The sequence below is a fragment of the Streptomyces sp. NPDC023723 genome (genome assembly GCF_040639815.1).
In the GTDB taxonomy this organism is placed as follows: Bacteria; Actinomycetota; Actinomycetes; order Streptomycetales; family Streptomycetaceae; genus Streptomyces.
On sequence record NZ_JBFAAP010000003.1, the window covers coordinates 265,310 to 282,791 of the forward strand.

Below are 17,482 nucleotides of genomic sequence, written 5' to 3' on the forward strand. Positions count from 1 at the left end.
GTCCTTCGGGACGCGGCCCCCTCCCCGTGTGCCTAAGACGGCACAGCGGGTGTTTCACGTGAAACGGTCAACGGGTGGCGCCCGTCACGACCCAGCGGCCGGAGCGGGTCCGCAGCCACAGGGTGATCAGGCGGACGGTCATCATCAGCGTCATGGCCGCCCACAGGGCGGTGAGTCCTCCGCCGAAGACCGGGACCAGCAGCGCCACCGGGGTGAAGACCGCCAGGGTGACCAGCATCGCCCAGGCCAGGTACGGGCCGTCGCCCGCACCCATCAGGACTCCGTCCAGGACGAAGACGATGCCGCAGATCGGCTGGGACAGGGCCACGACCGCCAGCGCGGGCAGGGCCGCGTCCTTGACCGAGGAGTCACCGGTGAACAGGGGCAGGAAGGCCGGCCGGGTGACTAGGACCAGCACCCCGAGGGCTATCCCGACCGCGATGCCCCACTGCACCATGCGGCGGCAGACGTTCCGGGCCCCCTGTCCGTCACCGGCTCCCAGATAGCGGCCGATGATGGCCTGGCCGGCGATGGCGATGGCGTCGAGAGCGAAGGCCAGCAAACTCCACAGGGACAGGATGATCTGGTGCGCCGCGATGTCGGCGTCGCCGAGACGGGCCGCGACCGCTGTGGTGATCATCAGGATCGCCCGCAGGGAGAGCGTACGGACCAGCAGCGGTACGCCGGCCTGGGCGGAGGCCCTGATCCCGGCGAGGTCCGGTCGCAGCGAGGCGCCGTGTCTGCGCGCTCCGCGGACCACGACGACGAGATAGACGGCAGCCATGCCGCACTGGGCGATGACCGTGCCCCAGGCCGAACCCGCGATGCCGAGGCCGACGCCGTAGACCAGTCCGGCGTTGAGGGCGGCGTTCGCGACGAAGCCTCCGACGGCGACGTACAGGGGGGTGCGGGTGTTCTGCAGGCCGCGCAGGACACCGGTCGCCGCGAGCACGACGAGCATGGCGGGGATGCCGAGCGAGGAGATGCGCAGGTAGGTGGTGGCGTAGGGGGCCGCGGTGTCGGAGGCACCGAAGAGTTCCACGAGGAACGGTGCCGTGGGCAGGACGACGGCGATGACGGCCGCGCCCAGGAGCAGGGCGAGCCAGATGCCGTCCATGCCCTGCCGGATGGCGGACGGGAGATCGTCCGCGCCGACGCGGCGGGAGACGGCCGCGGTGGTGGCGTAGGCGAGGAAGACGAAGACGCTGACGGCGGTGGTCAGGAGGGCCGAGGCGACGCCCAGGCCGGCGAGTTGCGCGGTGCCGAGATGGCCGACGATCGCACTGTCGGCCAGGACGAAGAGCGGCTCGGCGACGAGCGCGCCGAAGGCCGGTACGGCCAGCGCGATGATCTCTCGGTCGTGCCGGGCCCGGCTGGGGCGGGAGCGCGCGGGGGCCTGTGTCATGAGCACCAATCTAATCTTCCACAGGTAAGAGATGCAAAGCGTTTGTGACCCTTACTTACTCTCCCGGGTGTGGATATCGGGGTACCGTCCCCATTGATCTTGGTCCGACCGGGCAAGTTTTTCTTCTGCACAGCCGGTGGACGGTGAAACGGCTGGTCACGGCCCAGTTGTCGGGGGTGGCGAGGGCTTGTTCACAGGGCTGTCCACCGGGTCGTGCACAGGTTTCGCGGAGTTCTCCACAGCATCTGGCCCGTCGTCCACATGGCCTGTGGATAACCAGATTGGCTGACGGTGCGGAGGGGCCTACGGTGGTCCGGCGCCCGCTCTGTCCGCCGGTTCGCGAAACGGCATAAATCCGTCGCGCCGGAAGCGGAGTTGGGCCTCTTATTTGTCAGTGCCGTGCCGTAGAAATGACGGGCACGGTGAGGTCCGCACCGCGGACGGGAGGAGGTGGCTCGGTGAGTATTTCCGAGCCCTTGGACGAGCCGTGGGCCGACAGCGGCCCAAGCGATCGTCTGCCCGCTTCCCGCCGCCGCGGTGATGGCCCGCGCGGCCGGGACGACCAGCACGAGCGCGGCCGGGACGGCGGTGTCTGGGACGGCGCGGGCCCGGCGTTCGAGCGGGTGCCCCCGCAGGACCTCGATGCCGAGCAGTCGGTGCTGGGCGGCATGCTGCTGTCCAAGGACGCCATCGCCGACGTGGTGGAGATCCTCAAGGGCCACGACTTCTACAAGCCCGCCCACGAGACCATCTACCAGGCGATCCTCGACGTCTACGCCAAGGGCGAGCCCGCCGACCCCATCACGATCTCCGCCGAACTGACCAAGCGCGGCGAGATCAACAAGGTGGGCGGGGCGTCGTATCTGCACACCCTCGTCCAGACCGTGCCGACGGCCGCGAACGCGCCGCACTACGCCGAGATCGTCCATGAACGCGCGGTCCTGCGCCGTCTGGTCGAGGCGGGCACGCGGATCACCCAGATGGGATACGCGGCCGACGACGACGTCGACGAGATCGTCAACCGGGCGCAGGCGGAGATCTACGCGGTCACCGAGCAGCGCACCAGCGAGGACTATCTGCCGCTCGGCGACATCATGGAGGGCGCGCTCGACGAGATCGAGGCGATCGGCTCACGCAGCGGTGAGATGACCGGCGTGCCCACCGGGTTCACCGACTTCGACTCGCTGACCAACGGGCTGCATCCAGGGCAGATGATCGTCATCGCGGCCCGCCCCGCGATGGGCAAGTCGACGCTCGCGCTGGACTTCGCGCGGGCCGCGTCGATCAAGCACAACCTGCCCAGCGTCGTCTTCTCGCTGGAGATGGGGCGCAACGAGATCGCGATGCGACTGCTGTCCGCCGAGGCCCGCGTCGCTCTGCACCACATGCGGTCGGGCACGATGACCGACGACGACTGGACGCGGCTGGCCCGCCGGATGCCGGACGTCTCGGCCGCGCCGCTCTACATCGACGACTCCCCGAACCTGTCGATGATGGAGATCCGAGCCAAGTGCCGCCGCCTCAAGCAGCGCAACGACCTGAAGCTGGTGGTCATCGACTACCTCCAGCTGATGCAGTCCGGCGGCTCCAAGCGGGCCGAGTCCCGTCAGCAGGAGGTCTCGGACATGTCCCGTAACCTCAAGCTGCTGGCCAAGGAGCTGGAGATCCCGGTCATCGCGCTCTCGCAGCTCAACCGTGGCCCCGAGCAGCGCACGGACAAGAAGCCGATGGTCTCCGACCTGCGTGAGTCCGGTTCCATCGAGCAGGACGCCGACATGGTCATCCTGCTGCATCGCGAGGACGCCTACGAGAAGGAGTCCCCGCGCGCGGGCGAGGCCGACCTGATCGTCGCCAAGCACCGAAACGGCCCGACCGCGACGATCACGGTCGCCTTCCAGGGGCACTACTCGCGTTTCGTGGACATGGCGCAGACCTGATCCGGGGCGGTGCGCCCGGGAGTGAATGGGTTCGACGCGGGAAGTCCGGGCGGGGTGGACTGGTGACATGACGTCACCTCATGAAGAACTGCTGCCCGCCACCCGGCGTGCGCTGCTGCACCGGATCGCCGTGGCCCAGGCCGCGGGGCGTGCGCCGTCGCTGACCGCCGCGGTCGTCCGAGGCGGGCGGGCCGTCTGGCACGGTGCGCGGACCTCGGTGGACGGACACGGCCCGGACGCGGATGTGCAGTACCGGATCGGGTCGATCACCAAGACCTTCACGGCTGTGCTCGTGCTGCGCCTGCGGGACGAGGGTCTGCTGGATCTGGGCGATGTGCTGGAGAAGCATCTGCCGGGCACCGGGGCGGGGGAGGCCACGATCGCCGGGCTGCTCGCGCACACCGGGGGCCTGGCGGCCGAGTCGCCGGCGCCGTGGTGGGAGCGGACCCCTGGCTCGCTGCGTCCCGAACTCGCCGATGTGCTGGGCGAGCGGCCCTTCCTGCACCCGGTGGGACGCCGGCACCACTACTCGAACCCCGGGTACACCCTGCTCGGCGCGCTGGTCGAGGAGGTGCGCGGGGCGTCGTGGGAGGACGTCCTGCGGCGGGAGGTGCTGGAACCGCTGGGGCTGACGCGTACGAGTACACGTCCCCGGCCGCCGCACGCGGGCGGCTGGGCGGTGCATCCGTGGGCGGACGTGCTGCTGCCCGAGCCGGCCGAGGATCTCGGGCGGATGGCGCCGGCCGGCCAGCTCTGGTCCACGGCCGGGAATCTGGCACGGTTCGCCGCGTTCCTGGCGCACGGGGACGACAAGGTGCTGAGCGCGCAGAGCGTGCGCGAGATGCGGGCGCCCGCGGCACCCGCCGAGGCGGCGGATGTCGTGGACGGTGCGACGTACGGCCTCGGGCTACAGATCCAGCACCGGGATGGACGGCTGCTGGTGGGACATTCCGGTTCGCTGCCGGGGTTTGTGGCCAACCTGACCGTCGCGGTCGAGGACGACGTCGCGGCGGTGGTCCTGGCCAACTGCACCTCCGGCCCGCGGCTCTCCGCGGTCGGTGCCGATCTGGTCCGTATCGTCGCGGAGGCCGAGCCGCGGATTCCCGAACCGTGGCGGCCGCTGCCGGAGGTCGACCCGTCCGTGCTGGAGTTGGCCGGGCCGTGGTACTGGGGGACGAACGCCTTCGTGCTGCGGCTCGTCGCCGAAGGAGGTGTCTCCCTGGAGCCGTTGGCGGGCGGCGGGCGGCGTTCGCGGTTCCGGCCGAACGGCGACGGCACCTGGCGTGGCCTGGAGGGCTACTACGCCGGTGAGCTGCTGCGGGCCGTGCGGCGCCCGGACGGCAGCGTGAGCCATCTGGACCTGGGGTCGTTCGTCTTCACCCGGCAGCCGTACGACCAGGACGCTCCGGTGCCGGGCGGGGTGGACCCGGAGGGCTGGCGGGGGATCGGCTGAGGTCATGGCCGGGTCTGCCCTGTTTCACGTGAAACAGGGCAGACCCGGCCACTGGTCAGAGCTGGAGCTTGAAGCCCACGTGCGATGCCGCGAAGCCGAGCCGCTGGTAGAAGCGGTGGGCATCGGTGCGGCTGGCATCGGAGGTCAGCTGCACCATGCCGCAGCCGAGACGCCTGGACTCGTCGATCGCCCACTCGATGAGCCGGGTGCCCAGGCCGCTGCCGCGCTCGTCGGCGTGGATGCGCACGGCCTCGATGATCGACCGGGTCGCACCGCGCCGGGACAGGCCGGGGACGACGGTCAACTGGAGCGTGCCCACGAGCCTGCTCTGACGGACGGCGGCGACGAGCTGTTGGTTCGGGTCGGTGCGAAGCCGCTCGAAAGCGGCCAGGTACGGAGTCAGGTCGTCGGGTGACTCGCGCTGGGCACCCAGTGGGTCGTCGGCCAGCATCGCCACGATCGCCGAGAGGTCCTCCGCGACAGCCGGCCGTATCTCAAGATCTGCCATGATCCGCACCTTACGCAGGGAGCGCGGGCGGCTGAACGGGTTCAGGCGGGGACCGGTGACTTCAGTGTCTCGATGACCCGGACCAGCGGAGCGATGTCGGGGTTCTGCGCCGCCTCGTCCAGGGCTTCGCGCAGCGCGGTCCGGTTGGTGGGCCGGGCCTGCTCCAGCAGCTTCAGACCGTCCTCGGTGACGTTGGTGTAGATGCCGCGTCGGTCGGTGGGGCACAGGTAGCGCTCCAGCAGACCGCGGTCCTCGAGCCGGGTCACCAGGCGGGTGGTGGCGCTCTGGCTGAGTACCACCGCGTCGGCGACCTGCTTCATCTGGAGATGTCCTCCGTCACCGTCGTGCTGTCGGCTGAGTACGTCGAGCAGGGAGTACTCGCGCACGCTGAGGCCGTGGCCGGCCTGTAGGGCGCGCTCGATGTGGGTCTCGATCCTCCCGTGGAGCAGGGAGAGGGCGCACCAGCCCTGGGCGAGGGCGGTGAGCGAGGGGTCTGTCGCTGTCATGGCGTTTCCTCCGTCCCGGACCGGCTGAGACAAGGGTAGACCAGAAATGCAATAGCCTGCTTTTGCGCTTATCCAGCGTTTGCAACTATTGTTGGCGCGTTCAACATGCTCCTGCAATCTCTGGGAAGGTGTACCCGCCCATGCCGCTCGCGCTTCTCGCCCTGGCGATCGGGGCCTTCGGGATCGGGACGACCGAGTTCGTGATCATGGGGCTGCTGCCCGAGGTCGCCGCCGACTACGGAGTCTCCATCCCCACCGCCGGGTTCCTGGTGACCGGCTACGCGCTGGGCGTCATGCTCGGCGCGCCGTTGATGACCGTGCTCGGTACCAGGATCCCCCGCAAACGGATGCTGATGCTGCTGATGGCGCTGTTCGTGGTCGGCAACCTGCTGTCCGCCCTCGCGCCCGCCTTTTCCGTCATGCTGATCGGCCGAGTGGTGGCCTCACTCGCCCACGGCGCCTTCTTCGGTATCGGTTCGGTGGTCGCCGCCGAGCTCGTGGCGCCCGGCAGGAAGGCCGGGGCCATCGCCATGATGTTCACCGGGCTGACCGTCGCCAACGTGGTCGGTGTCCCGCTGGGCACCCTCGTCGGTCAGTCCCTCGGCTGGCGGGTCACCTTCGGTCTCGTCGCCGCGCTCGGCGTCGTTGGCCTGGCCGGCATCGCCAGGCTGGTCCCCGATCTGCCGAAGCCCGAGGGCGTACGGCTCCGGCACGAACTGGCCGCCTTCCGAAACGTCCAGGTGCTGCTCGCGATGGCGATGACCGTCCTCGGGTTCGGCGGAGTCTTCGCGGCCATCACCTACATCGCGCCGATGATGACCCAGGTGGCGGGCTTCGCCGACGCCTCCGTCACCTGGCTGCTGGTGCTCTTCGGACTCGGCATGGTCGGCGGCAACCTCGTCGGCGGCCGACTGGCCGACCGGGCCACGATGCCGCTGCTGTACGTGTCGCTGAGCGCCCTGGCCGTGGTGCTGGCACTGTTTACGCTGACCGCGCACAACGAGGCCGCGGCGGCCGTGACCGTCGTGCTGATCGGTGCCTTCGGCTTCGCGACCGTTCCGCCGCTCCAGAAGCGGGTCCTCGACCACGCCCACGGAGCCCCGACCCTGGCCTCGGCCGTGAACATCGGTGCCTTCAACCTGGGCAACGCCCTGTCCGCCTGGCTCGGCGGTCTCGTCATCGCCGCCGGACTCGGCTACACCGCCCCGAACTGGGTGGGAGCCGTCCTGGCCGCGGCCGCCCTGGTCCTCGCCTTCGTCTCGGCCGCCCTCGAACGGCGGGCCGGTGGTACCGGCACCGTCGTCACGGACTCCCGGCCGGCCGGCCGGCGGACGGCCGTGCACTGAACGCCTCGGACCAGCGCCCCGTGGTCAGCCGGCTGCCACCGTCAGCGGAGCGAACCGGCGGGTCCAGTCCCCCGGCAGCTCCGTGACGCCGTACGTCATCACCGCGTTGTGGGCGACGGACGACAGACCGTGGGCCTTGACCCAGGCCAGCAGTTCCTCGTGCCGGGCATCGATGTCCGTGCGCAGCGGGCCGTCGGTGTGCGCGGCGAGGGAGGCGAACAGCGCCTTGGCCGTCTCCGGGTCGCGGGCGATCAGCGGACCCACGACAAGGCTGTCCGTGGTGGGCCAGGCCGCGGCGTAGCCGATGAGCCGGCCGTGCTCCTCCGCGACTCGGAAGCGGTCGGCGAAGGCGGGCAGCCGCGTGATGATGTGCGTCCGGTCCGTGCCGAAGACCTCCCCGTCGAGGCGCAGCACGGAGGCGAGGTCCTCGGCCGTGGCCGCCCGGGTGGCGATCCGGGACCCGGAGCCGTCCGGCGAGAAGCGGCCGCGGACCATCTCCGCGCCGCCGGTGACCTTGAAGCCCAGCTCCTCGTAGAGCGGCCGGCCGTTCGGGGTCGCGTGCAGGGTCAGCGGGGTGGGTCCCGACGCCGTGATGACATGGCGCATGAGCCGGCGTCCGACTCCCCGGCGGGCATGCCGTGCGGCGACCAGCACCATGCCGACGGCCGCCAGCGCCGGACGCTCGGGCAGTCCGTACTCGGTGACGGTGCAGGCGGCGACCAGACCGCCACGGGGGTCGTCGATGCCGTACCCCTTCCCGGCCGTGAGGAGCAGACCCCACTTGTGTTCTTCGCGGGGCCATCCGCGGTCCTCGGACAGATCGGCGCACGCGGTGAGGTCGCGGAAGGTCAGTCGGCGGATCGGCAGGGCGGCGAGGGAAGGAGTCGGCACGCGGGCCAGGCTGTCCGACGGCGGCCCCTGCCGTCCACCTGTTTCCGGTGAGACGCACGGGCTTTTGGCCATGTCATGGGTGACCTGGGCGGTGTGGGAGTCGCGGCGGGATGTTTCACGTGAAACAGCGGCGAACGCGGGCTGTCGGCTCAGAAGGGCGACAGGGCAGGGACAGGTGGGCAGCGTAGCCTGCGGTCTGATCGAAGACCCGCGATTCCGGGTATGCGGCCGGGACACCCTCGCACGGTGGGACTCTCGGGCAGAGTGCTGCGACGCATGTCCTGGCGAAGAGCGGGGAACGCCGCAAGCTGTTCGAGGTGAGGCACACATGGACGCGTCCCCGGACGCCCTCCTCATCCGCCGCACCCTGGCGGAGATCGCGCCCGTGTCCGAAAAGGCCACCTCGTACTTCTACGCCCTGCTCTTCGTCCGCCACCCGGAGCTGCGCGCGCTGTTCCCGCCCGCGATGGACGTGCAACGCGACCGGCTGTTCAGGGCGCTGCTCACGGCCGCCGAGCACATCGACAACCCGCCGGTCCTCACCGCGTACCTCCAGCACCTCGGCTGCGGCCATCGCAAGTACGGCACTCGTTCCGAGCACTACCCGGCCGTCGGTGAGTGCCTGCTCGGCGCACTGAGCCAGTACGCCACCGGCACCTGGGACGCGGAGACCGAACGGGCCTGGGTCCGGGCCTATACCAGCATCTCGCAGATCATGATCGACGCGGCGGCGCAGGACGAACTGCACGCCCCGGCCTGGTGGTACGCGGAGATCGTCGGACACGACCTCAGAACGGCGGACGTCGCGGTCCTCACCCTCCGCCCCGACCAGCCGTATCCCTTCCTCGCCGGGCAGTACACGAGCCTGGAGACCCCGTGGTGGCCACGGGTCTGGCGGCACTACTCCTTCGCGTCGGCACCTCGCTCCGACGGACTCCTGTCCCTTCATGTGAAGGCCGTCCCGGCGGGCTGGGTCTCGGGGGCCCTGGTGCACCGCGCCCGGCCCGGCGACATCATCCGCCTCGGGCCGCCGGCCGGGTCGATGACCGTGGACCACACCACCGACAGCGGTCTGCTCTGTCTCGGCGGCGGGACCGGCATCGCGCCCATCAAGGCCCTCGTCGAGGACGTGGCGGAACACGGCGACCGACGGACGGTCGAGGTGTTCTACGGCGCCCGCACCGACCACGACCTGTACGACATCGACACCATGCTGCGGCTTCAGCAGGCCCATCCCTGGCTCTCGGTCCGGGCGGTCACAGATCAGCGGGCCCGGCTCCGGCTCCCCGACGCGGTCCGCGCCTACGGACCCTGGAACGAGTACGACGCCTATCTGTCGGGGCCGCCCGGGATGATCCGCCGGGGCGTGACCACCTTGCGGGCGAGCGGCATCCCGCTGGAGCGGATACGGCACGACACGGTGGACGAGCCGGTCGGGGCGGGGGACTGAGCGCGCCGGTCTCAGCCCAGGTCGGGCGCGTGCATGGCCCGTACTCCCTCGATGTTGCCGTCCAGATAGTGCCGCAGTGACAGCGGGACGAGATGGACCGAGGCGATGCCGACCCGGGTGAACGGCACCCGGACGATCTCGTACTCCCCGGCCGGCTCCTCGACCTCGGGGCCGTGGCGCAGGGCCGGGTCCATGGACTCCAGGTGGCAGACGAAGAAGTGCTGCACCTTCACACCCGTCGCGCCGCCGTCCTCGCCGATGTGCTCCACCGTGTCCACGAAACACGGCACCACATCGGTGATCTTGGCACCGAGCTCCTCGTACACCTCGCGGTGCAGGGCGTCGACGACGGTGGAGTCCTCCGGCTCCACCCCGCCACCAGGGGTGACCCAGTAGGGGTCCACACCGGGCTTGGTGCGCTTGATCAGGATCAGGTCGGCGCCGTCCAGCAGCACGGCACGGGCGGTGCGCTTGACCACGGGTCGGTCGGTCATGGGGAAAATGTGGCCCGGCTGGTTCCACGTGAAACATCGCGGAACGTCACGAGCGGCGACGCTCAGTTCCAGTCGGCCGCGGCTCGGAGCAGCCACTCATGGGCCCGCGCGATGTGCGGCATCGCCAGCGTTCCGGTGCGCACCGCCAGGAAGTACGTCCGCAGCGGCGGCACCGCCGGGTCGTGCAGGCGGACCAGGTCACCGCGCTCCAGCGCCTCAGCACCCAGATAGCGGGGCAGCACCGCGAGCCCGGCGCCCGTGACGGCGCAGGCGAGCACCGCCCGCAGGTCGGGGACGATGATCGTTCCGGGGACGGCCGGGCAGGTGTCGAAGACGGAGGCCCAGTAGCGGGCCACAAAGGGCAGCGACTCATGTACCTCGACCACGGGTACGCGCTCCAGCGCGGACATCCCGTCCCCGGTCCGCCCGGCGATGCCGATCTGCTTGGCCCAGCGGGGAGCGGCGACCAGGACGTGCTCCTCGTCGCAGAGCGGAGTCGCCGTGAGCAGAGCGCCGCGCGGACGGGCCGTACTGATGGCCAGATCATGATGTCCGGCGGCCAGCCCCTCCAGCGTCTCGTCCGCGTTTCCGAAGGAGGCGCGCAGCGCGAAACCCTGGCCATCCTCGCCGGTGAGCTCCGTGAGCGCGGGCAGCGCGCGCTCGGCGGTGAACTCGGGGGGCCCGGCCAGGTGCAGCGTACGTAAGGACGAGTCGTCGTCGAGGCCGGTCTCGGCTATCTCCACCAGGGCGTCCAGGTGCGGGGCGGCCTTGTGCGCCAGTTCCTCACCGATGGTCGTGGGGGTCACGCCGCGCGCCTGGCGCAGGAAGAGCGGCCGGCCGAGCTGCCGCTCCAGCGTGCGGATCTGCGAGGTGACGGCCGGCTGGGAGAGGCCGAGCAGGGCGGCGGCGCGAGTGAAGGAACCGGCCCGGTGAACCGTCACGAACGTGCGCAGCAAGGCCAGATCCACGAGAGCCCTTCCCCTCTTCCGCCCTTCTCCCGGCCCCCCGGCACCGCCCAACTATAAATATGTCGATAGGCGTCTGTCGCTACTGTGATTGGACACTGACACAGAGTCAACTAGCCTTGTGCACGCGGTTCTTCGCGCGCGGAACCGAGGGCGGTCCGAGTCACGAGGGGGGAGGCTCGGACCGCCCGCCGTACCGGAAACAGGGCCCGGGGCCGGTTCAGCCGGCGGACGTGTCCAGGGCCTGCAGCAGATCGGCCACCAGATCCTCCGGGTCCTCGGCGCCGACCGACAGGCGGACGAAGCCCTCCGGCACCGCGTCGCCGCCCCAGCGCCCGCGGCGCTCCGCCGTGGAGCGCAGGCCGCCGAAGCTGGTCGCGTCGTCCACCAGGCGCAGCGCGTCCAGAAAACGGTCGGCACGCGCGCGCGTGGGCAGCGTGAAGGACACCACGCACCCGTAGCGCCGCATCTGCCGCGCGGCGATCTCGTGCGACGGGTCGTCGGGCAGCCCTGGGTAGCGCAGCCCCGTGACCTCGGGCCGGCTCCGCAGCACCTCGGCGACCTTCAGGGCGGTGGCGTTCTGCCGGTCCGCGCGCAGCTGGAGGGTGGCGAGCGAGCGGTGGGCGAGCCAGGCCTCCATCGGGCCGGGGATGGCACCGACGATCTTGCGCCAGCGCCGTACCGCGGTCATGGCCTCGCCGCCGCGGCCGGCGACGTACCCCAGGAGGATGTCCCCGTGACCGGAGAGCTGCTTGGTGCCGCTGGCCACCACGAAGTCCGCGCCCAGCTCCAGCGGGCGCTGCCCGAGCGGCGTGGCGAGGGTGTTGTCGACGGCGACCAGCGCGCCCCGCGCGTGGGCCGCCTCGACCAGCCGCCGGATGTCGCAGACGTCGAGGCCGGGGTTGGAGGGCGACTCGATCCACAGCAGCTTCGCCCCCTCCAGCACGCCGAGCTGGGCGTCCCCGGCGGTGGGCGCGGTGCGCACCTCGATGCCGTACGCCTCCAGCTGCGCGCGCACCAGCGGCAGCACCTGGTAGCCGTCGTTCGGCAGGACGACCGCGTCGCCGGCGCGCAGCTGGGAGAAGAGCACCGAGGAGATCGCCGCCATGCCGGAGGCGAACACGAGCGTCTCCACGTCGTCCAGCCCGGGCGCCTCAAGACCGCCGATGGCGCTCTCCAGCAGCGTCCAGGTCGGGTTCTCGTCGCGGCCGTACGTGTACGGGCCGGTGGGGTCGCCCGGCAGATGGAAGTGGGCGGCGAACACCGGACCGGGCAGGGTCGGCTCGTGCTTGACCGGCTCGGGCAGCCCGGCGCGCACGGCGCGCGTGCCGTCGCCCGCCTCCCGCGGCAGCGCCGCCGCCTCGATGTTCCGTCCGTCGCCGGCTGAATCGTTCATGCCGCTCGTCCTTCCACTTGCTCGCGTACCGCGGCGAGCAGACCGGTGCTCGCCGCCTCCACCATCTCAAGGCACTCCTCGAAGCCGTCCGCGCCCCCGTAGTACGGGTCCGGTACGTCGAGGTCGTCGGCGGCGGGGTCGTAGGACCGCAGCAGCCGCACCTTGGCGGCGTCCCGCGCGGTGGGCGCCAGGCGGCGCAGGCCGCTCAGATGTCCGGCGTCCAGGGCGATGACGAGGTCCAGGCGGGCGAACCAGGAGGCGTCGAACCGCCGGGCCGTGTGGTCGACGGCGTAACCGTTGGCCTCGAGGACGTCCACGGTACGCGGGTCCGCGCCCTCGCCCTCGTGCCAGCCGTCCGTGCCGGCGCTGTCGGCCTCGACCAGCCCGTCGAGCCCGGCCTCGGTCAGGCGCGCGTGGAAGACGGCCTTGGCCATCGGTGAGCGGCAGATGTTGCCGGTGCAGACGAAACAGACGCGGTAGGTCATCGGGTCAGTCCTTGTCCGGCAGGACCATGTTCAGCGCCCAGGAGACGATCGAGATGATCAGGCCGCCGAGGACGGCGGTCCAGAATCCCTCCACATGGAAGCTGAGATCGAGCTTGTCGGCCAGCCAGGAGGTGAGCAGCAGCATCAGCGCGTTCACCACCAGGGTGAACAGGCCGAGGGTCAGGATGAACAGCGGAAACGTCAGCACCTGGACGATCGGCTTGACCAGAAGGTTCACCAGGCCGAAGACCAGCGCGACCAGGATCAGCGTGCCGGCCTTCTTGCCGGTGCCGCCCCCGGTCAGTGTGATCTTGTCGATGAGCCACACGGCGACCGCCAGGGCGGCCGCGTTCGCGATCGTCTTGACTACGAAATTCTTCATGTGTCTGATCGTGGCAGACACGATCGGCAACCAATGGTGAAGCAGGGGCGGACGAGGCGATGAAGGCATTCCGGCTGGACGAACTGGAGGCGGAACGCGCCGCCAACGACGGTGCCTACCTGCAGTTCCTGCGGGAGCGGAACATGTCGGTCGGCCTGTACGCGCTCGACGCCGGCACCGCCGATCCGCAGCAGCCGCACGCGCAGGACGAGGTGTACTTCGTCGTCAGCGGCCGGGCCGCGATCACCGTCGGCATGGAGACGACCCAGGTGGCCCGCGGCAGCGTGGTGTACGTGCCGGCCGGGGTCGCCCACAAGTTCCACCACATCAGTGAGGACCTGAGGGTGCTGGTGGTCTTCTCTCCGCCCGAGAGCTGACCTGCGGCCTCCGGGTTCCCTAGGGGATCGGTCAGGGGAGGACAAGGGCTGCCGGGCCCCCGCACCGAACCCGCGCCGCCTAGCATCGAGTGCAGGACATCAGGATTCCCGGACACCGGGAGAATTCCCGGGAACGGGAGAGACGAGGACGAGGGCGATGCGTGGGATCTTCGCGGGACTGCCGTGGTGGGTGAAGTGGATCGCGGTGCCGGTCATCGCCCTGGTCGTGTTCGGCGGCCTGATCGCCAGCGTGGTCGGGTTCGTGATCGGCCTGCTCTTCAAGCTGCTGGTCTTCGTGGCCCTGGTCGGCGGCCTGATCTACATCGTGCGGAAGTTCATGTCGAACTCCTCCTCCCGCAGCGACTGGTGAGGCACGTGGGGCACCGGTGGGGGTAACAGGAACCACCGGTTCCCTCGCGCGGGGGACATTTCCCCGGCAGGCCGCCTGCGCGCGGTGACAGGCGGTTAGAGTCCGGAACTCCAGGCGGGGACGACCCCGCAGCGGCGTACACCCCCACCCGTGTTCCCCGCAACGGCTGCCCCCTCGCTCCGGGAGTGCCCCTTGGCCACGGCTGACACCGCACCAGTCCACCCGCCCACGCTCCCCGCCCAGCCCCGCTCCCCGGCCCCCACCGTGGACGCCCCGCCCCCCGACCCGCCCACCGGGACCCTCATCGGCTCCGTGCAGCGGGCGATGCGCCTGCTGGAGTGCGTGGCCGGACACCGGTACGGCGCACCCGCCAAGCAATTGGCCCGGGAGACCGGCCTGGCCCTGCCCACGGCCTACCACCTGCTGCGCACCCTGGTGCACGAGGGCTATCTGCGCCGTGACAAGGGCCTGTTCTTCCTCGGCGCGGCGGCCGAACGGCTGAGCGGCAGTGCGGCACAGCAGAAACGTCGCAGCGCGCTGGCGGAGACTCTCGCCGGACTGAGCGAGACGATCGGCGCCACCGTGTACTACGCGGTGTACCGCGACGGGGAGGTCGACATCGTGTGCGTCGCGGACCCGCCGGGCGCTCCCGCGGTCGAGGAGTGGGCGGACTTCCGTGCGACCGCGCACGCGCATGCCATCGGCCAGTGCCTGCTGGCACAACTGGACGAAGCGGCCCGTCAGGACCACCTCGACCGCCATCCGGTGCGGCCCGTCACCCCATACACCGTGCGCGACGGCCACAGCCTGCTGCAGCGGCTGGAGCGCCTGGGGCGTACGGAGCCGGTGACCGAGTACCAGGAGTACGCGCTGGGCACGGTGTCCGGGGCGATCCCGCTCACCGTCGGCAGCGCGGTGGCGACCGTGGCCATTTCGCTGCCCGTGCACCAGGCCGACCGGCTGCTGCCCGCGATGCGGGAGTTGCAGAGCGAGGTGGGGCGACTGCTGGGGTCGCTCTCGCGCTCTATCAGTATGTGAAAACTAACTCCTTGTGATCTGGTGTGTACGTTCAGCAAGATGCCATCAGTGTTAGAGGTTGATTCCCGGCCAGTCGACGGCGAATGACGGGGTATGTGATGCGCGAGTCCGTACAGGCAGAGGTCATGATGAGCTTTCTCGTGTCCGAGGAGCTCTCCTTCCGTATCCCGGTGGAGCTGCGCTACGAGACCAGTGATCCCTACGCCGTGCGACTGACCTTCCACCTGCCCGGTGACGCCCCGGTGACCTGGGCCTTCGGACGCGAGCTGCTGATCGACGGGGTCGGCCGGCCCTGCGGCGACGGCGATGTGCGCATCTCTCCCGTCGATCCCGAGCCGCTGGCCGAAGTGCTGATCCGCCTTCAGGTCGGCGCCGACCAGGCGTTGTTCCGGTCCTCGGCGGCACCGCTGGTGGCCTTCCTCGACCGCACCGACAAACTGGTGCCGCTGGGCCAGGAGGGGGTGCTCGCCGACTTCGACGCACACCTCGACGAGGCGCTGGACCGCATCCTGGCCGAGGAACAGAGCGCGGGCTGAAGCGTTCCGGCAGTCCTGAGGCGGTGGCGTAACGCTTCGCCGGATGCCGTCCACCGTGCCGGAACGATCCTGCAAGCCGGTCCGGGCGCCGCGGCCGGCGGCCGGGCCCGGCGCCCCCGTCACCGCTTGCGGCGGCGCCCCCGGCCCCCGCGAGCCGCGGCCGGGGCGGCCGGGGCGGGAGTCCCCGCCGGGGCGGCGCCGGGGCCGGGCCGGTCGGCGGCGACGACGAGCGCCGCGAGCGCGGTGGTCACCGGCACCGAAGCCACCAGGCCGATGGAACCGACCAGGGTGCGCACGATCTCCTCCGCGACCAGCTCGCTGTTGGCCACCGAGCCGACGCTGCTCTGCGCGATCGAGAACAGCAGCAGCAACGGCAGCGCGGCGCCCGCGTAGGCGAGGACGAGTGTGTTGACCACGGACGCGATGTGGTCCCGGCCGATCCGGATGCCCGCGCGGTAAAGGCCCCGCCGACCCAGCGCCGGATTGGCCTCGTGCAGCTCCCAGACCACCGAGGTCTGCGTCACCGTCACATCGTCCAGCACACCGAGCGAACCGATGATGACCCCCGCCAGCAGCAGACCGCTCATGTCGATCGACGGGTACAGACCGTGGATCAGACCCGTGTTGTCGTCCGTGTCCCCGGTCAGCGCGGCCCAGCCGATGAAGAGCGAACCGAGGACGCCGATCAGCACCAGCGAGACCAGCGTGCCGAGCACCGCCACGGAGGTGCGGGCCGAAAGACCGTGGCACAGATACAGGGCGATCAGCATGATGGCGCTCGACCCGATCACCGCCACGAGCAGCGGGTTCGAACCCTGGAGGATCGCGGGCAGGATGAAGAAGTTCAGCACCAGGAAGCTGATCGCCAGCGCGACCAGCGCCATCACACCCCGCAGCCGCCCGACGACCACGACGGCGAGCGCGAAGATCCCGGCCAGCAGCGCCATCGGGAGGCTGCGGTTGATGTCGGAGACCGAGTACTGGAGGTCCTTCGGCGCGGAGGGCTCGTAGGAGACCACCACCTTCTGGCCTTGGCTCAGCTGCCGGGACTGGTCCGGCTGCACGATCTCGGTGAACGTACGGCCCTTGTCCTTGCCCGTGTCGACCCGGATCGTCGCCTTCTTGCAGGTGCCGCTCTCCTGCTGCTGCGCCGAGGAGCCCTCCGCGGTGGACGTGTCGCCGGTGGCGGGGACGTTGGAGCCGTTGACGTCCTGGCAGCTCATCGACGTCACCTTGGTGACCGTGGCCTGCTGCGTCTGCCGGTCGAAGCCCACCCCGGTGCGTTCGTGGGCCGGCGCGCCGCCCGGCCACAGCAGGGCGAGCCCCACCACCACGGCCGCGGCGAAGGGAACCAGGACCGCGGCGATGACCTTGCGCAGGTGGCGGGAGACGGGGGCGGCCGGGCCGTGACTGTGCGAGTGACCGTGTCCGCCGACGGGGCCGTGCCCGCCGTCACCCGGGCCGTGACCGTCCCCCGGACCTTGATTGCTGCCTCCAGGGCCGTGACTGTCTCCTGGACCTTGATTGCTGCCTCCAGGGCCGTGACCGTCCCCTGATCCGTGACCACCGCCCGCTGGACCGTGAACACCGCCCCCTGGACCCTGACCGCCCTGACTGCCATGACCGCCGCCGTGGCCGAGTCTGAGGCCGTGTCCTTCGCCCCCGGGTACGGGACCCCGCCCGTCGCCCAGCCCCGGCCCCCGCCCCGCCCCGCCGTGTCCGTACCCCTGTTGCGGCCCCGGGGCGGGCGCCCGGCCATGCCCGCGGTCCTCGGCGGCGGAGCCGTCTTCGCCCCAGGAGCCGCTGCCGTCGCCGCCGCCCGGGCCCGGTCCGCGGCGTGGTTCGGGCGGCGGAAAAGAAGGACGCTGCGTCGTGGTCACGGCCCGATCATCGCAAGAACGAAGGGGGCCCTCTGGTCACCGCGCCCGAATTGACGCTAGCGT

General features: G+C 70.8%; 18 protein-coding genes. 8 read left to right on the forward strand and 10 right to left on the reverse strand.

Annotation, left to right across the window (positions count from 1 at the left end):
• Nucleotides 1-67: 67 nt before the first annotated feature.
• On the reverse strand, nt 68-1,405 hold the full coding sequence (locus tag AB0G32_RS06245) for an MATE family efflux transporter (protein ID WP_361158862.1): 1,338 nt from the start codon (nt 1,403-1,405) through the stop codon (nt 68-70).
• A 458-nt stretch (nt 1,406-1,863) separates the two neighbouring features.
• Here AB0G32_RS06245 and dnaB point away from each other — a divergent pair, with 458 nt between their 5' ends.
• Nucleotides 1,864-3,342, forward strand: coding sequence for a replicative DNA helicase (dnaB, locus tag AB0G32_RS06250; RefSeq protein WP_361158865.1), 1,479 nt, complete (start codon nt 1,864-1,866; stop codon nt 3,340-3,342).
• Between the two features lie 67 nt (nt 3,343-3,409).
• Nucleotides 3,410-4,795, forward strand: coding sequence for a serine hydrolase domain-containing protein (locus tag AB0G32_RS06255; RefSeq protein ID WP_361158867.1), 1,386 nt, complete (start codon nt 3,410-3,412; stop codon nt 4,793-4,795).
• A gap of 55 nt (nt 4,796-4,850) precedes the next feature.
• On the opposite strand, the gene AB0G32_RS06260 is transcribed toward AB0G32_RS06255, so the two are convergent.
• Both AB0G32_RS06260 and AB0G32_RS06265 read right to left on the reverse strand, forming a co-directional pair.
• Entirely contained in the window at nt 4,851-5,303 is a 453-nt protein-coding gene (locus AB0G32_RS06260; protein ID WP_361158870.1) for a GNAT family N-acetyltransferase, read from the reverse strand.
• 41 nt (nt 5,304-5,344) lie between these two features.
• The gene (locus AB0G32_RS06265) at nt 5,345-5,809 is read right to left on the reverse strand and encodes a MarR family transcriptional regulator (RefSeq protein WP_361158873.1); all 465 of its coding nucleotides are present in this window, start codon (nt 5,807-5,809) and stop codon (nt 5,345-5,347) included.
• A gap of 140 nt (nt 5,810-5,949) precedes the next feature.
• Here AB0G32_RS06265 and AB0G32_RS06270 point away from each other — a divergent pair, with 140 nt between their 5' ends.
• On the forward strand, nt 5,950-7,155 hold the full coding sequence (locus AB0G32_RS06270) for an MFS transporter (RefSeq protein ID WP_361158875.1): 1,206 nt from the start codon (nt 5,950-5,952) through the stop codon (nt 7,153-7,155).
• A 24-nt stretch (nt 7,156-7,179) separates the two neighbouring features.
• On the opposite strand, the gene AB0G32_RS06275 is transcribed toward AB0G32_RS06270, so the two are convergent.
• A complete protein-coding gene (locus AB0G32_RS06275; protein ID WP_361158877.1) occupies nt 7,180-8,046 on the reverse strand; it encodes a GNAT family N-acetyltransferase in 867 nt (288 codons plus the stop codon).
• A 328-nt stretch (nt 8,047-8,374) separates the two neighbouring features.
• On the opposite strand from AB0G32_RS06275, the gene AB0G32_RS06280 reads away from it, so the two are divergent.
• Nucleotides 8,375-9,496 (forward strand): globin domain-containing protein, encoded by a 1,122-nt coding sequence (locus AB0G32_RS06280; RefSeq protein WP_361158880.1) that lies wholly within the window; start codon nt 8,375-8,377, stop codon nt 9,494-9,496.
• 11 nt (nt 9,497-9,507) lie between these two features.
• Here the strand turns inward: AB0G32_RS06280 and AB0G32_RS06285 are convergent, their stop codons facing one another.
• From AB0G32_RS06285 to AB0G32_RS06305, 5 genes are all read right to left on the reverse strand, one after another.
• The gene (locus AB0G32_RS06285; RefSeq protein WP_361158883.1) at nt 9,508-9,990 is read right to left on the reverse strand and encodes an NUDIX hydrolase; all 483 of its coding nucleotides are present in this window, start codon (nt 9,988-9,990) and stop codon (nt 9,508-9,510) included.
• Between the two features lie 62 nt (nt 9,991-10,052).
• Nucleotides 10,053-10,958 carry a LysR family transcriptional regulator gene (locus tag AB0G32_RS06290; RefSeq protein WP_361158886.1) on the reverse strand — a complete coding sequence of 302 codons (906 nt, stop codon included), beginning with the start codon at nt 10,956-10,958 and terminating at the stop codon, nt 10,053-10,055.
• 217 nt (nt 10,959-11,175) lie between these two features.
• Entirely contained in the window at nt 11,176-12,351 is a 1,176-nt protein-coding gene (locus AB0G32_RS06295) for a cystathionine gamma-lyase (protein WP_361158888.1), read from the reverse strand.
• Entirely contained in the window at nt 12,348-12,836 is a 489-nt protein-coding gene (locus AB0G32_RS06300; protein WP_361158891.1) for a low molecular weight protein-tyrosine-phosphatase, read from the reverse strand. The genes AB0G32_RS06295 and AB0G32_RS06300 overlap by 4 nt, the downstream gene beginning before the upstream one ends.
• A 4-nt stretch (nt 12,837-12,840) precedes the next feature.
• Nucleotides 12,841-13,218, reverse strand: a complete 378-nt coding sequence (locus tag AB0G32_RS06305) for a phage holin family protein (RefSeq protein WP_361158894.1) — start codon at nt 13,216-13,218, stop codon at nt 12,841-12,843.
• Nucleotides 13,219-13,277: 59 nt separating this feature from the next.
• Here AB0G32_RS06305 and AB0G32_RS06310 point away from each other — a divergent pair, with 59 nt between their 5' ends.
• The 4 genes from AB0G32_RS06310 to AB0G32_RS06325 all read left to right on the forward strand — a co-directional run bounded on the left by AB0G32_RS06310 (nt 13,278) and on the right by AB0G32_RS06325 (nt 15,539).
• Nucleotides 13,278-13,595 carry a cupin domain-containing protein gene (locus tag AB0G32_RS06310; protein ID WP_361158897.1) on the forward strand — a complete coding sequence of 106 codons (318 nt, stop codon included), beginning with the start codon at nt 13,278-13,280 and terminating at the stop codon, nt 13,593-13,595.
• A 157-nt stretch (nt 13,596-13,752) separates the two neighbouring features.
• Nucleotides 13,753-13,965 (forward strand): DUF5326 family protein, encoded by a 213-nt coding sequence (locus AB0G32_RS06315; RefSeq protein WP_361158899.1) that lies wholly within the window; start codon nt 13,753-13,755, stop codon nt 13,963-13,965.
• A 324-nt stretch (nt 13,966-14,289) separates the two neighbouring features.
• A complete protein-coding gene (locus AB0G32_RS06320; protein WP_361159098.1) occupies nt 14,290-15,003 on the forward strand; it encodes a helix-turn-helix domain-containing protein in 714 nt (237 codons plus the stop codon).
• Nucleotides 15,004-15,101: 98 nt separating this feature from the next.
• Nucleotides 15,102-15,539, forward strand: coding sequence for an SsgA family sporulation/cell division regulator (locus tag AB0G32_RS06325; RefSeq protein ID WP_361158902.1), 438 nt, complete (start codon nt 15,102-15,104; stop codon nt 15,537-15,539).
• 119 nt (nt 15,540-15,658) lie between these two features.
• On the opposite strand, the gene AB0G32_RS06330 is transcribed toward AB0G32_RS06325, so the two are convergent.
• Nucleotides 15,659-17,419: a YibE/F family protein gene (locus AB0G32_RS06330; protein WP_361158904.1), complete on the reverse strand. Its 1,761-nt coding sequence runs from the start codon at nt 17,417-17,419 to the stop codon at nt 15,659-15,661.
• Nucleotides 17,420-17,482 lie beyond the last annotated feature (63 nt).